Annotated in this window: 13 protein-coding genes; 10 read left to right on the top strand and 3 right to left on the bottom strand. The window is 67.7% G+C overall.

Translation table 11 applies throughout. From position 1 onward, the window contains the following. Nucleotides 1–83 precede the first annotated feature (83 nt). Genes NFE57_RS03615 through NFE57_RS03605 form a run of 3 tightly spaced genes read right to left on the bottom strand, consistent with a single transcriptional unit; the run spans nucleotide 84 to nucleotide 3069 of the window. Nucleotides 84–1214, bottom strand: a complete 1131-nt coding sequence (locus NFE57_RS03615; protein WP_252134197.1) for a CDP-alcohol phosphatidyltransferase family protein — start codon at nucleotides 1212–1214, stop codon at nucleotides 84–86. Continuing rightward, nucleotides 1211–2347: a CDP-glycerol glycerophosphotransferase family protein gene (locus tag NFE57_RS03610; protein WP_252134196.1), complete on the bottom strand. Its 1137-nt coding sequence runs from the start codon at nucleotides 2345–2347 to the stop codon at nucleotides 1211–1213. The genes NFE57_RS03615 and NFE57_RS03610 overlap by 4 nt, the downstream gene beginning before the upstream one ends. Further along, a complete protein-coding gene (locus NFE57_RS03605) occupies nucleotides 2344–3069 on the bottom strand; it encodes a phosphocholine cytidylyltransferase family protein (RefSeq protein WP_252134195.1) in 726 nt (241 codons plus the stop codon). Before NFE57_RS03605 ends, NFE57_RS03610 begins: the two co-directional genes overlap by 4 nt. Before the next feature lie 70 nt (nucleotides 3070–3139). On the opposite strand from NFE57_RS03605, the gene NFE57_RS03600 reads away from it, so the two are divergent. The 10 genes from NFE57_RS03600 (at nucleotide 3140) to NFE57_RS03555 (ending at nucleotide 12708) form a co-directional block, all read left to right on the top strand. Then, complete coding sequence (locus NFE57_RS03600; protein ID WP_252134194.1) at nucleotides 3140–3844, top strand: endonuclease/exonuclease/phosphatase family protein; 705 nt, start codon at nucleotides 3140–3142, stop codon at nucleotides 3842–3844. A 97-nt stretch (nucleotides 3845–3941) separates the two neighbouring features. After that, nucleotides 3942–6245 (top strand): patatin-like protein, encoded by a 2304-nt coding sequence (locus tag NFE57_RS03595; protein ID WP_252134193.1) that lies wholly within the window; start codon nucleotides 3942–3944, stop codon nucleotides 6243–6245. An 86-nt stretch (nucleotides 6246–6331) separates the two neighbouring features. Then, nucleotides 6332–6688, top strand: coding sequence for a hypothetical protein (locus NFE57_RS03590; protein WP_252134192.1), 357 nt, complete (start codon nucleotides 6332–6334; stop codon nucleotides 6686–6688). Continuing rightward, entirely contained in the window at nucleotides 6685–7359 is a 675-nt protein-coding gene (gene pyrF, locus NFE57_RS03585; RefSeq protein ID WP_252134191.1) for an orotidine-5'-phosphate decarboxylase, read from the top strand. Before NFE57_RS03590 ends, pyrF begins: the two co-directional genes overlap by 4 nt. A 21-nt stretch (nucleotides 7360–7380) precedes the next feature. Then, entirely contained in the window at nucleotides 7381–7731 is a 351-nt protein-coding gene (locus tag NFE57_RS03580) for a GFA family protein (RefSeq protein ID WP_252134190.1), read from the top strand. A 55-nt stretch (nucleotides 7732–7786) separates the two neighbouring features. Beyond that, on the top strand, nucleotides 7787–8416 hold the full coding sequence (locus NFE57_RS03575; RefSeq protein WP_252134189.1) for a phosphoribosylanthranilate isomerase: 630 nt from the start codon (nucleotides 7787–7789) through the stop codon (nucleotides 8414–8416). A 2-nt stretch (nucleotides 8417–8418) separates the two neighbouring features. Further along, nucleotides 8419–9681, top strand: a complete 1263-nt coding sequence (gene trpB, locus NFE57_RS03570; protein ID WP_252134188.1) for a tryptophan synthase subunit beta — start codon at nucleotides 8419–8421, stop codon at nucleotides 9679–9681. Next, nucleotides 9678–10481 carry a tryptophan synthase subunit alpha gene (gene trpA / locus NFE57_RS03565; protein ID WP_252134187.1) on the top strand — a complete coding sequence of 268 codons (804 nt, stop codon included), beginning with the start codon at nucleotides 9678–9680 and terminating at the stop codon, nucleotides 10479–10481. Before trpB ends, trpA begins: the two co-directional genes overlap by 4 nt. A gap of 9 nt (nucleotides 10482–10490) precedes the next feature. Beyond that, nucleotides 10491–11348 carry an acetyl-CoA carboxylase, carboxyltransferase subunit beta gene (gene accD, locus NFE57_RS03560; protein ID WP_252134186.1) on the top strand — a complete coding sequence of 286 codons (858 nt, stop codon included), beginning with the start codon at nucleotides 10491–10493 and terminating at the stop codon, nucleotides 11346–11348. Between the two features lie 37 nt (nucleotides 11349–11385). Continuing rightward, on the top strand, nucleotides 11386–12708 hold the full coding sequence (locus NFE57_RS03555) for a bifunctional folylpolyglutamate synthase/dihydrofolate synthase (protein ID WP_252134185.1): 1323 nt from the start codon (nucleotides 11386–11388) through the stop codon (nucleotides 12706–12708). Nucleotides 12709–12717: the final 9 nt, after the last annotated feature.

Below are 12717 nucleotides of genomic sequence, written 5' to 3'. Positions count from 1 at the left end.
GATACTGGCGTTGGGTGGCCGGGTGGGGGAGCGGGCCGGTGCCGCCTCGGAAATCGCTCTTTCGCGATTTCCCAAGCAAACGCTCAGGCGAGCCAGCTTCTGATCTCGTGCCCGCTCGCCTTTTCTTCCATCGCCTGAAAGAGCCGGACGAGGTGGACGATCAGCGAGATCAACGTCCAGCCCGCAACCGCGATGATCCCCCAATCGGGCCGGCCGATCACCAGCAGCGCGAACAGAATCACCATATTGGGATTGCGCCGCGCGGTAATCAGCCGGAACCAGCTGTCGAATCGGCGCCATACATGGATGTGCATCCCGAAACGCACGATGAACGCGCCTTCGATCAGCCGCTGCGCGACGTAGCCGAACAGCATCGTGCCGATCACGATCCAGAACATCGTATCGCTCAACGGCAGGCCATAGGCCGCGCAGCCCACCGCCCAGGCCCACCACCAGATCGGCGGATGGACCAGATCGACCCCGTGATCCCAGGCATTGCCCAGCGCCGACGAGGTGATCGTGCACCGCGCCAGCTTGCCGTCGACGGTATCGAGCACCATGAATGCAAGCCCGGTGGCAAGCCCGGTCCAGAACCAGCCGATCCAGAACGCGATCGTGGCAATGATGCACAACAGCGATCCGATCGCGGTGACCTGATTGGGCGACATGCCGAACCGCGCGGCAACCCGCGTCAGGTGGAACGCCCAGGTCGGCCACAGATATTTGGTGAGCAGATCGGTGACGCCCTTATAGGCTCCGTCATAGCTTGCGCGCTCGATCGCGGGCACCTTTTCGGGCACCAGCCGCTCGGCAAAGGGTCGCTCGCGCTTGCGCAGCGCTTCGTTGAAAATGCCCGCCTCGGCCTCGGCGGGCAGCAGGATCAGCCCACCCGCGGGCCGCAGCCGCTTGCGCGTCTGCATGGCGGCAATCACCGCCCGGCCCTGCGCATCGGTCGCGATATGCGCGAGCACGGGCACGCCGTCGCGCGTCACCACGGTGCCGGGTTTGTCGACCAGATGCGCCACCCAGGCGGGATCGAACACATAATCGAGATTGGCGAGCAGCACATTGCCCGGCGCCGCGCTGTCGAAGGCGAGCTTGTGCGCCACGGCGATACGCCGCAGCCGTTCGCGCGCGGTCATGCCCCAGAGAAGCGTTTCATTATCGCCGATCGGCAGAATCGCCGCGGCCGTCTGTGTGATTGCTGTCGTCATTGCGCGGCCCGATAGGACGGTTGAGCGAGCGCGTCGAGGATGACTCGGGCAGCGCGTGCTGCTGCTGCGCCGCTCACATCGCCAAGCTGCGCCTCGGCAAATGCCCTTTGCGCGGGCTCGAACCCGCCATGAAGCGCCGGCGCCTGCGCGAGCGCGGCATCGAGCGTGGCAACATCGGTCACCACCTCGCCCGCCGCCCACATCGCATAGGAAGGATCGCCCTGCCACGCGACGCCGAGCGGATCGAGGAACACGCACGGCCGCGGTTGCATCAGGAATTCGACGACCTGGCTCGACGTATCGCCCAGATACAGGTCCGCCGCCGCCGTATAACTGCCATCGACCATCGCGAAGCTGTCGAGATCGCAATGGACGCCGGGCTGCCCGGCGATTCGACTGGCGACCTCGCGCAGGTCGGACGCCTTTTCGAGCAGTCGCTGGTGCGGCGCGAAAATCAGATTGTAGCGACCGCTCGCGCGCACGGCCTCGATCGCGCGCGGCCCCCATTGCCACCAAGACGAGCGATGCTGCTGCCAATGCGGCGCGTAAAGAACGATCGGCCGATCGTCGGCGAACCATGTGCGTGCCGCCGTGCGATGGCGGAACCCTGCCTTGACGTAGCCGATCGGGACGATCGCGCCCGGATCGACCCCGTGTGCGGCCAGCGCCGCGCATTCGCCCGCGCTCGGCACCAGCGTCTTCCACGCCGCTTGCCGCCGCTTGTCGCCGCGCGTCATCATCGTGCCCGCGCCGTGGAGCGTGTTGATGAACTTCGGCCGCATCGGCAGCACCCGCGGCAGCCACAGGCTGGTCTGCTCGGCGCACACCACGATCGCGGCGCGGTTGAGCCGGGGCGCAAGCCGGAACAGCATCGGCAGTTTGGCGGGAAGCGGCGGGTTGCGGCCGTCGTCATACCCACGGAGCGTCCGGAAGCCCGGCGCACGGCGAATCCGCGCCGAGGTTATGCCCGCCGCCGCGATCCAGCCGCCGATCAACTGTTCGTGGAGCGAGGTCGATACCCACAGGTCGATCGGCACATCGGGCGCCGCCTCGGCCAGCGCCTCGACGATCGGGTAAAGGTGCGGGATGAGCAGCGTTTCGCCGAGAAAAAGGAAAGCGACGGGACGTATCACGCGGGGCGGCGCTCGCGGGTCCAGCGGGCGATGTCGGCGGGCCGGTCGATCTCCTGCCATGTCCCCGGATGGCGGATGATCGCATTGACCCCGGCGGTACCCGCCAGCCAGTCGACGATATCGTGATGGTAGGATTGCGTTCCGTCGGGCGCTGCGATCACCTCGTCGAGCGCGCGGCGATAGGCCACCGCATCCTCGGGTCGCGGCGCCAGCACGACGCCGAGCGAGCGGTGCGTGGCGTGCTCCATCGACAGCGTCTTGGCGACCGCGCGGACCCGGCCGTCGCACGCCTCGACCAGCATATCGTCCTGCTCATGCCCCTTGAGCGGCTCGACAAGCAGCCCCAGCCCCGCGCCCGCATCGCGAATCGCGCCGACGATCACCGATGGCTCGAACACCGTATCGCCGTTCATCAGCACGAACGGCGCGTCGAGATGATCGCGCGCGGCCCAGACGCTGCCGATGCTGCTCGCGACCCGCCAGAACGGATTGTAGACGAGAGCCACGGGCATCGGCGGCGGCGCCACATCGAGATGCGCCTGCACCCGTCGCGCGCGATAGCCGACGACGACCACCGCCTGCGTCACCCCGGCCTCGGCCAGCGCCGCGATCTGCCGATCGAGGATCGTCCGCCCCTCGACGTCGACCAGGCATTTGGGCATATCGCGCGTCAACGGCAGCAGGCGTGAGCCGTTGCCGGCGCTCAGGATGATTCCCTTCATGCGGGTTTCCTAGGGTCTGCGTGAAACTTCGGCAATCGGCGCCGCGTTACCTCGTTAGAATGAACTCGGAATGATCAAGGTCGCCAGCTACAACATGCGCAAGGGGATCGGCACCGATCGCCGCCGCCGCCCCGATCGCACGCTCGAGGTGCTGCGCGAGATCGACGCCGATATCATCTGCCTGCAAGAGGCCGATCGCCGGTTCGGCGGGCGCGGTCAGGTCATCATGCCGCATCTGCTCGAAGAGCATAGCCCCTGGAAGGCCGTGCCGTTCGGCGCGCGCGCGGCCTCGATGGGGTGGCATGGCAACGCGATCCTCGTGCGCAAGCACGCCGAGATCATCGATTGCGAACCGATCCATCTGCCCGCGCTCGAACCGCGCGGCGCGGTGATGGCGGATATCGCGCTCAACGGCGCAACGGTGCGCGTGATCGGGATGCATCTCGATCTTTCGGGGCTGTGGCGCCGCCGCCAGGCCGCCGCGATCCTCGCGCATATCGAGGTCAGCACCGATCATTACCCGACGGTGCTGATGGGCGATCTCAACGAATGGAGCGCGATGGCGGGCTGCCTGCGCGATTTCGGCCGCACCTATCACGTCGCCGAAACCGGCCCCAGTTTCCACGCCCGCCGCCCGATCGCGCGGCTCGACCGGATCATGGTGTCCGACGAATTGACCGTCGCGGCGGCCGGCGTCCACCTGAGCCCCGCCGCGCGCAAGGCATCGGATCACCTGCCGATCTGGGCGACGCTCGAAATGAACCGTTCGCCCTGAGCTTGTCGAAGGGCCGCTCTTCTTTCTACACCACAGCCGAAGGAAACACGGTGCGTCGACACGCTCGGCACGAACGGACGGGGATGTAGGCCAGCCAATGCGCGAAAAGGAAATTCGTCTCGCCCTCGTCTGTTACGGCGGGATCAGCCTTGCCGTTTACATGCACGGCATCACCAAGGAGATCTGGCGGGTCGCGCGCGCCAGCCGGGCGTTCATCGCCGGCGACACGGCCGGCGACGGCAGCCAGGGCGTCTATCGCGCGTTGCTCGAGGAAATCGAGGTCGAGCAGAAGCTGCGGCTGCGCGTCCTGATCGATATCGTCGCGGGCGCGAGCGCGGGCGGCATCAACGGCGTGTTCCTCGCGCAGGCGATCGCGACCGGGCAGAGCCTCGAACCGCTCACCGACCTGTGGTTCGAGAAAGCCGATGTCGAAGCGCTGATCGATCCCGAAGCCGCGCCCTCGTCGCGTTATTCGAAGATGTGGGCGCTGCCGCTGGCGTGGATGGCGGCACGCCGGACCGATCAGGATATCGAGGAACTGGTCGAATCGGGCGCGCGCGACGAAGTCCGCGCCAAGCTTTCGCATTTCGTCCGGTCGCGCTGGTTCGAACCGCCGTTCGGGGGCGCACGCTTCACCGGCATGTTGCTCGATGCGCTCGCGGCGATGAAAGCGGCCCCGGCCGGGCCGCGCCTCCTCCCCGATGGCCAGCCGCTCGATCTGTTCGTCACCGTCACCGATTTTCGCGGCCACCCCGAGCGGCTGCGGCTCAACTCGCCGCCCGAAGTGATCGAGACCGAGCATCGCCTCGTCTTTCCGTTCAGCGATCACGGCGAAGGTGGCGACGCCTTGGGCCATGCCGCCGAGCTTGCCTTTGCCGCGCGCGCGACCTCGAGCTTTCCGGGCGCCTTCCCGCCCTTCACCGTCGGCGAACTCGATGGCGTGCTCGCCGATCGCAACCTCGCCTGGCCCGGCCGCGCCGCCTTCCTGCGCCGCATGCTGCCGCGTCAGGCCGCCGCCAATGCGATCGACGAGGCCGCGCTGATCGACGGATCGGTGCTCGCCAACGCACCGTTCAAACCCGCGATCGATGCGCTGCGCGAACGCCCCGCACGGCGCCCGGTCGATCGCCGTTTCGTCTATATCGATCCCTCGCCGGGAACCAAATTTCACCTCGGCGACGGCGCGCGCACCAGCACGCCGGGCTTTTTCCAGACGATCCTCGGCGCGATCTCCGAATTGCCGCGCAAGCAGCCGATCCGCGACAATCTCGACGCGATCGCCGAGCGCTCGCGCCGGATCGAACAGATGCGCCGCGTCATCTCGGACATCGCCCCCGAGGTCGAAGGCGAGATCGAGGCGGTGTTCGGCCACACCCTGTTCCTCGATCGCCCCACCGCGGCGCGGCTCGCGGGCTGGCGCCGCCGCGCGCAAATCGCCGCGGGCAAGAAGGCCGGCTACAGCTATGCCGGTTACGGCCAGCTCAAGATATCCCGCGTCGTCGATGCGGTCGCGATGCTGCTCTATCAGGTCGGCGGCGAGATCGGCCCCGATCGCTGGCACCGCATCCACAGCCTTACCGAACAGGCGGTACGCGACCGTGGCTTCGGTGAGGCCGGCCCGACTTTCGTTGGCGGCGCGAGCGACGCGACCGTCGCATTCCTGCGCGATTTCGATCTCGGCTTCCGGATACGCCGGTTGCGGCTGCTCACCCGGCGGCTGAGCGATATCGAGGAGGCGCATGAAGAGGCCGTCATCACGCCGTTCCGCGACGCGCTGTACGAATCGCTTGCGGGTTATCTCGAACGCAAGCGCACCGATTTCCATCTCCGATTGCGCGGCGATGCCCGGCGGCTGCGCACCGATGCCGGCCCGCTGCTCGAGCGCCTCGCCGAATCGCTCGATCTGCGCCATCTCGACGACGCCACCGACGAGCGCCTCGCCACCGCGCTCGCGGCACTCCCCAAAAACGTGCGGCGACCGCTGCTGCTCACCTATCTCGGCTTTTCCTATTACGACGTCGCGACGCTGCCGTTGCTGCAAGGCGAAGGGCTCGACGAATTCGATCCGATCCAGGTCGATCGCATCGCCCCCGACGATGCCCGCTCGATCCGCGAGGGCGGTGCGGAAGCGACACTGAAAGGCATTCAGTTCAACAGTTTCGGAGCATTCTTCAGCCGCGCCTATCGCGAGAACGACTATCTGTGGGGGCGGCTCCACGGCGCCGAGCGGATGATCGACATCATCGTCTCGACACTGCCCGCAACCGCGCGGATGAAACCCGGCCGGGTGGCGGCGATCAAGCGCGCCGCGTTTCACGCGATCCTCGACGAGGAACAGGATCGGCTCGGCGCGGTCGGCGGCCTGATCGATGTGATCCGTGCCGAAGTCGGCCTGCCCTGAACCCCGATCGTCCCGAAGCTCTGGCCAAAACGTGTGCGCCGTAATAGGCTCCCCCGTTGGTTTGATGGCATGGAGGCCCGCCCCCGATGCAGTTTCTGAAGGGCCTGTTCTGGTTCCTCATCGCCGTGCTGGTCGCGGCGTTCGTGTTCGGCAACTGGAACGAGATCACCCACGTCCACCTCTGGAACGATCTGGTTGCCGATGTGAAGGTGCCGATCCTCGTCACGGTCTGCTTCCTCGCCGGGTTGCTGCCGACGCTGGTGTATCAGCACGCGATCCGCTGGCGGCTGCGGCAGCGGCTGGCGGCGGCCGAGCGGTCGCTGGCCGTGGTGCGTGAAACCGTCGCGGTGGCCGAACCGGCGCCGGCGCCCGAACCCGCCGCGCCCACCCCGCGCAGCGACGAGAACGACGCCCCCCCGCTCCTGACGCCGGGTGCCGCATGACGACGCGGGTTTATGTCGCGATCGACACGCCGTCGCTCGACAAGGCAAAAGAAATCGCCGCCCGCGTCCGCCACCATGTCGGCGGGATCAAGCTGGGGCTCGAATTTTTCATGGCGAACGGGCGCGCGGGCGTCCACGAAATGCACGAGATCGGGTTGCCGATCTTCCTCGATCTCAAGTTCCACGACATTCCGAACACCGTCGGCAAGGCGATTCAGGCGCTGCGCCCGCTCGAACCGGCGATCCTGACGGTGCACGCCTCGGGCGGCCGCGCGATGCTCGAAGATGCCAAGGCCGCCGCGCCGCTCGGCACCAAGGTGGTCGCGGTGACGACGCTGACCAGCCTCGACGCGCGCGATCTCAAGGCGATCGGCGTCGATCGCTCCCCGCGCGACCAGGTGCTGCGTCTGACCGAGCTGGCGATGACCTCGGGCATCGACGGCATCGTCTGTTCGGGCGCCGAAGTCGCCGAGGCGTATCAGGCCTGGCCCAAGGGTTTTTTCGTCGTGCCCGGCGTCCGCCCCGCCAATGGCGCGGTCGGCGACCAGAAGCGCGTCGTGACCCCGCGCGCCGCCTTCGATGCGGGGGCGTCGATCATCGTCGTCGGCCGCCCGATCACGCTGGCGGCCGATCCCGACCTCGCCGCGCGCGAGATCGGCGCGACGCTCTGAGGCGAAGGAGGAGGAGCACCGATGGCCTTCGAGGGTAGCTGCCATTGCGGCGCGGTGGTCTTCACCGTCACCGCCGACGCGCCACAGACCGCGCTGAGCTGCAATTGCTCGCATTGCCGCCGCAAGGGCTTCCTGCTCGCCTTCCTGCCCGCCGATGTCTTCAGCTTGACCGCGGGCGATGCGGTGCTGACCGACTATCGGTTCAACAAACACGCGATCCGCCACCGTTTCTGCAGCATCTGCGGTGCGCAGCCTTTTGCCGAGGGCAAAGGCCCCGACGGCAGCGAGGTCCGGGCGGTCAACCTGCGCTGCGTGCCGGGCATCGATCTCGATACGCTGACGATCCAGACGGTCGACGGGGCCAGTTTCTAACGGCGATCACGACCACCCCTATCGCCTTGCCGCCTCGCGCGCTAAGCGACCGGCCATGACCAGCGTCAAGATTTGCGGGCTGTCGACGCCGGAAACGCTCGCCGCCGCGATGACGGGCGGGGCGAGCCATGTCGGCTTCGTTTTTTTCCCCCCTTCCCCGCGCAACGTGACGCCCGAGCGCGCCGCTGCGCTGGCCGCAAAGGTGCCGGGCGCATTGGTCAAGGTCGGCGTGTTCGTCGATCCCGACGATGCGCTGCTCGATGCCGCCATCGCCGCCGGCCGGCTCGACGCGATCCAGCTTCACAAGACCGGCCCCCAGCGCGCCGCCGCGATCCGCGCGCGCGTTCGTCGCGAGATATGGGCCGCGATTCCAGTCAAGACGCGCGCCGATCTCGACGCCGGACGGGATTATGTCGAGGCCGCCGATCGCCTGCTCTACGACGCCAAGACCCCTGACAATGCGCCCCTGCCCGGCGGCATGGGATTGCGTTTCGACTGGGCGTTGCTCGACGGCATCCGCCATCCCCTGCCCTGGGCGCTGTCGGGCGGCCTTTCGCCCGATAATGTCGCCGACGCGATCGCCCGCACGGGCGCCACGCTGGTCGACGTTTCCTCGGGCGTCGAATCCGCGCCCGGCACCAAGGATGTGGACAAGATCGCCGCATTCCTTAAAGCCGCCAGCTAGCCATGACCGCAAATTCCATCCCCACCCAGCCCCCCGCGCGGGCGAACAGCCTGCGCCAGCAACCCGATTCGCGCGGGCATTTCGGCGATTTCGGCGGCCGCTATGTCGCCGAGACGCTGATGCCGCTGATCCTCGATCTCGAACGCGAATATCGTGCCGCCAAGGCCGATCCGGCGTTCAAGGCGCAGTTCGACGATCTGCTCGAACATTATGTGGGTCGCCCGAGCCCGCTTTATTACGCCGAGCGGCTGACCGAGACGCTGCGCAAGGATGCGCCCGCGGGGATGGGCGCCAAAATCTATTTCAAGCGCGAGGAACTGAACCACACCGGCGCGCACAAGATCAACAATTGCATCGGCCAGATCCTGCTCGCGATCCGGATGGGCAAGACGCGGATCATCGCCGAGACGGGCGCGGGCCAGCACGGCGTCGCCACCGCCACCGTGGCCGCGCGCTTCGGGCTGCCGTGCACGATCTTCATGGGCGCCAAGGATGTCGAGCGGCAGAAGCCCAACGTCTTCCGCATGAAGCTGCTCGGCGCCGAGGTCCGTCCGGTGACGGCCGGGGCGGAGACGCTCAAGGATGCGATGAACGAGGCGCTGCGCGATTGGGTCGCCAACGTCCACGACACCTTTTACATCATCGGCACCGCCGCCGGCCCGCACCCCTATCCCGAACTGGTCCGCGACTTTCAGAGCGTGATCGGCACCGAAACCCGCGCGCAGATCCTGAAGGCCGAAGGGCGCCTGCCCGATCTGCTGATCGCCGCGGTCGGCGGCGGCTCGAATGCGATCGGGCTGTTCCATCCGTTCCTCGACGACCCACAAGTCGCGATGCTGGGCATCGAGGCGGCAGGCTACGGGATCGGCACCGGCAAGCATGCCGCAAGCCTCAACGGCGGCGTCCCCGGCATCCTCCACGGCAACAAGACCTATCTCCTCCAGGACGAGGACGGCCAGATCGCGGAGGCACATTCGATTTCGGCCGGGCTCGATTATCCCGGCATCGGCCCCGAACATAGCTGGCTCCACGAGAGCGGCCGCGTCGATTATATTCCGATCACCGATAGCCAGGCGCTCGACGCGTTCCAGCTCTGCTGCCGCACCGAAGGCATCATTCCGGCGCTCGAAAGTTCGCACGCGTTGGCAGCATTACCCGCCAAGGCGCGTGAATATCGCGAGGATCAGATCATCGTCGTCAACGTCTCGGGTCGCGGCGACAAGGACATCTTCACCGTTGCCGAAGCACTGGGGACGGCGATATGAGCGCGCGCCTCACCGCCGCCTTCGCCCGCGCGGCCGCCGAGCACCGCGCGGCGCTGATCACCTTTCTGACGATCGGCGATCCCGATCCGGCGACCACCCCGGCGATCCTCGACGCGCTGGTGGCCGGCGGCGCCGACGTGATCGAATTCGGGATGCCCTTCACCGATCCGATGGCCGATGGCCCCGCGATCCAGGCCGCGAACCTGCGCAGCCTCGGCGCGGGCACGCGAACCGCCGACATCCTCGCGATCGCCAAGGATTTCCGCGCGCGTCACCCGCACGTGCCGCTGGTGCTGATGGGCTATGCCAACCCGATCCTGCGGCGCGGCGCCGAATGGTTCGCCGCCGCCTGCACCGATGCCGGGATCGACGGCGTGATCTGTGTCGACGTGCCACCCGAGGAAGACGACGCGCTGGGGCCGCAATTGCGCGCGGCGGGGATCGCGCCGATCCGCCTCGCCACCCCCACCACCGATGCCGCGCGCCTGCCCGCGGTACTCGATGGCGCGGGCGGGTTCCTCTATTACGTCTCGGTCGCCGGGATCACCGGGCTGCAACAAGCCGCGCAGACCTCGATCGCCGAGGCGGTGGGCCGGTTCAAGGCCGCCACCGACCTGCCCGTCGCGGTCGGCTTCGGCGTCCGCACCCCCGCACAGGCCGCCGACATCGCGCGCGTTGCCGACGGGGTGATCGTCGGATCGGCGATTATCGACATCGTCGCGCAACACGGCACGGATGCACCCGAGCCCGTTCGCGCCTATATCGCCTCCCTCGCCTCGGCGATCCGTGAGGCTAGGTAAGGAACACGCATGAGCTGGCTCACCCGCGTCCGTAACGCGCTCCCCTTTGTCCCCAAGGCGCAGACGCCCGAGAATTTGTGGCACAAGTGCAAGGGCTGCGGGCAGATGGTGTTCACCAAGGAATTGGAGGACAATCTCTACGTCTGCCCCAAATGCGATCATCACGAACGGATCGGGCCGACGCATCGCTTCGCCTATCTGTTCGATGAGGGCAGTTACAGCGAATTGCCCGCGCTCAAGGTGACCGAAGACCCGCTCAAGTTCCGCGATTCAAAGCGCTATGTCGATCGCCTCAAGGCCGCGCGCACCAGCACCGGGCGGCAGGATGCGCTGCTCAACGCGCGCGGCACGATCGAGGGTCACAAGGCCGTCGTCGGGGTCCAGGATTTCGCCTTCATGGGCGGATCGATGGGGCTTGCGGTCGGCGAGGCGTTCGTCGCCGGGGTCGAGGCCGCGATCGAAGATCGCTGCCCCTATGTCATCTTCACCGCCTCGGGCGGCGCGCGGATGCAGGAGGGCATTCTCAGCCTGATGCAGATGCCGCGCTCGACGGTCGCGATCCAGATGCTCCACGACGCGGGGCTGCCCTATATCGTCGTCCTCACCGATCCCACCTCGGGTGGCGTGATGGCGGCCTATGCGATGCTGGGCGACGTCCAGATCGCCGAGCCCAAAGCGACGCTCGCCTTTACCGGCCGCCGCGTGATCGAAAGCACGATCCGCGAAAAGCTGCCCGAGGACTTCCAGACCAGCGAATATTATCTCGAGCACGGGCTGATCGACATGGTGGTCCACCGCAAGGAGCTGAAGCACAAACTCGCCGCGGTGATCGATTATCTCTCCACCGGCGCGCGGCAGGCGGCATAAGATGGCCCTCCCCTCCCGCGTGCGGGAGGAAAAATGAATGCCCGATCACGCCATCTCCTCCAACCCGGCCGTCCAGCGCCAACTCGATCGGCTGTGGTCGCTCTCGCCCGGCGCCGATGTCCTCGGGCTCGACCGCATCACCCGGCTGCTCGATCGGCTGGGCAACCCGCAGCACGATCTACCACCCGTGCTTCATGTCGCGGGGACCAACGGCAAGGGCTCGACCTGCGCGTTCCTGCGCGGCGCGATCGAGGCGGCGGGGCTCACCGCGCACGTCTATTCGAGCCCGCATCTGGTGCGCTTCAACGAGCGGATTCGTGTCGCCGGCACGCTGATCGCGGATGCAACGCTGGCGGCCCTGCTCGAAGAGGTGCTCGATCACGCCGGCGGGCTCGATGCGAGCTTTTTCGAGGTCACCACCGCGGTGGCGTTCCTCGCCTTCGCGCGCACGCCGGCCGACGCCTGCATCGTCGAGGTCGGGCTCGGCGGGCGGCTCGATGCGACCAACATCCTCACCAACCCGCTCGTCACCGGCATCGCCCAACTCGGGATCGACCATCAGGCCTTTCTCGGCGACAGCGCCGAGGGAATCGCCGCCGAGAAAGCCGGGATCGCCAAAGCGGGCGTGCCGCTGGTGACGATGCATTATGCCGAGAGCGTGGCGCGCCGTATCGCCGAGGTCGCGGCGGCGGCCGGCGCACCGGTCAAGGCGCTGGGCGTCGATTGGTCCTTCGCCCTGCACGGCGATCGCCTGCGCTATCGCGACGCGCACGGCGCGGTCGAGACGTCGCTCCCCAACCTCCCCGGCCCGCACCAGCCCGGCAACCTTGCGCTGGCGATCGCGATGCTGCGTCACCAGACACGGCTCGCGATCCCCACCGCTGCGTTCGACGCCACCGCGCGCCGCACGCGATGGCCGGCGCGGATGCAGCAGCTCGCCGATGGGCCGCTGACCCGCCTGCTGCCGCCCGGCAGCGCCATATGGCTCGATGGCGGGCACAATCAGGCCGCGGGCGCCGCGGTTGCGACCGCGATCGCCGATCTGCGCGGCGATCGGCCGCTCCATCTGATATGCGGGATGCTCGCCAACAAGGATGCGACCGGCTTCCTTGCGCCGCTCGCACGGCAGGCGGTGTCGCTGACGGCGGTGCCGATCGCCGGCCACGCCGCGCACGCCCCCGAGGCACTCGCCGGCACCGCGGCGGCGCTGGGGCTCGAAACCGGCATTGCCGATACGGTCAGCGATGCGCTGCGGCAGATCGCAGCGCGGCACGATGCCCCTGCCCCGGCGGTCCTGATCGTCGGCTCGCTCTATCTCGCGGGCGAGGTGTTGGCCGCCAACGACGAACTGCCGGTCTGATTCTTATTT

The sequence above is a fragment of the Hephaestia sp. MAHUQ-44 genome (genome assembly GCF_023806085.1).
GTDB lineage: Bacteria > Pseudomonadota > Alphaproteobacteria > Sphingomonadales > Sphingomonadaceae > Sphingomonas.
This window is presented reverse-complemented; position numbering and strand designations above follow the sequence as displayed.

Excerpts from the sequence above, each read along its gene's own strand:
- NFE57_RS03590 (WP_252134192.1), top strand. The coding sequence starts at position 6,332 with ATGCAGTTTCTGAAGGGCCTGTTCTGGTTCCTCATCGCCGTGCTGGTC.
- NFE57_RS03575 (WP_252134189.1), top strand. The coding sequence starts at position 7,787 with ATGACCAGCGTCAAGATTTGCGGGCTGTCGACGCCGGAAACGCTCGCC.
- trpA (WP_252134187.1), top strand. The coding sequence starts at position 9,678 with ATGAGCGCGCGCCTCACCGCCGCCTTCGCCCGCGCGGCCGCCGAGCAC.
- NFE57_RS03595 (WP_252134193.1), top strand. The coding sequence starts at position 3,942 with ATGCGCGAAAAGGAAATTCGTCTCGCCCTCGTCTGTTACGGCGGGATC.
- NFE57_RS03605 (WP_252134195.1), bottom strand. The coding sequence starts at position 3,069 with ATGAAGGGAATCATCCTGAGCGCCGGCAACGGCTCACGCCTGCTGCCG.
- NFE57_RS03600 (WP_252134194.1), top strand. The coding sequence starts at position 3,140 with ATGATCAAGGTCGCCAGCTACAACATGCGCAAGGGGATCGGCACCGAT.
- NFE57_RS03555 (WP_252134185.1), top strand. The coding sequence starts at position 11,386 with ATGCCCGATCACGCCATCTCCTCCAACCCGGCCGTCCAGCGCCAACTC.
- trpB (WP_252134188.1), top strand. The coding sequence starts at position 8,419 with ATGACCGCAAATTCCATCCCCACCCAGCCCCCCGCGCGGGCGAACAGC.
- pyrF (WP_252134191.1), top strand. The coding sequence starts at position 6,685 with ATGACGACGCGGGTTTATGTCGCGATCGACACGCCGTCGCTCGACAAG.
- accD (WP_252134186.1), top strand. The coding sequence starts at position 10,491 with ATGAGCTGGCTCACCCGCGTCCGTAACGCGCTCCCCTTTGTCCCCAAG.
- NFE57_RS03615 (WP_252134197.1), bottom strand. The coding sequence starts at position 1,214 with ATGACGACAGCAATCACACAGACGGCCGCGGCGATTCTGCCGATCGGC.
- NFE57_RS03580 (WP_252134190.1), top strand. The coding sequence starts at position 7,381 with ATGGCCTTCGAGGGTAGCTGCCATTGCGGCGCGGTGGTCTTCACCGTC.